This is a genomic window from Vibrio sp. YT-19(2023) (assembly GCF_033337395.1).
In genome coordinates, this window is the sequence record NZ_JAWOQN010001169.1 from 1 (window position 1) to 514 (window position 514).

Annotated in this window: 1 protein-coding gene; it reads left to right on the forward strand. The window is 43.2% G+C overall.

The features are described from left to right. Positions 1-452: DUF4136 domain-containing protein (locus R7E78_RS30655; RefSeq protein WP_318059214.1), on the forward strand; the 452-nt coding region annotated here is incomplete at its 5' end. Positions 453-514: the final 62 nt, after the last annotated feature.

A 514-nucleotide genomic window follows, 5' to 3' on the forward strand; every position in this document is an offset into this window, starting at 1 on the left:
ACTTGGATAAACAAGCGGACTTCGCTTCTTACAAAACGTTTGATTTTGGTACTCAAAATGATGCTCCAGCAAGTATCGATGGACGCCGTATAGAACAAGGTTTGGCTGCTCAACTGGAATCGAAAGGGCTTTCTCGAGTTGCAAGTGGTGGTGATTTATACGTTCATCACGATATCGTTGAGGAGTCGGAGTTGGTATCGTCTGGTTCTTCTTTTAGCGTCGGTTATGGATGGAACAGCTTTGGTGTGATTACATCAAGCCCTGAACGATATAAAGAACGCAAATACGGGAAGTTAGTGGTAGAGCTGGTGGATAGTAAGGCGAACCAAGTTGTGTGGAAAGGCGTTTCAAGCCGCAAGTTAACCGAATCAATGAGTACTGAGAAAAGGGAAAATTTGATCACAGAAGAAGTGGCGAAAATGTTCGAAAACTACCCATACGGTAAGAATTAAGTCCTCCGTTATATCAAACTGAGTGGCTAAAACCACGAGGCGAGAATTTCGATTGCAAATTC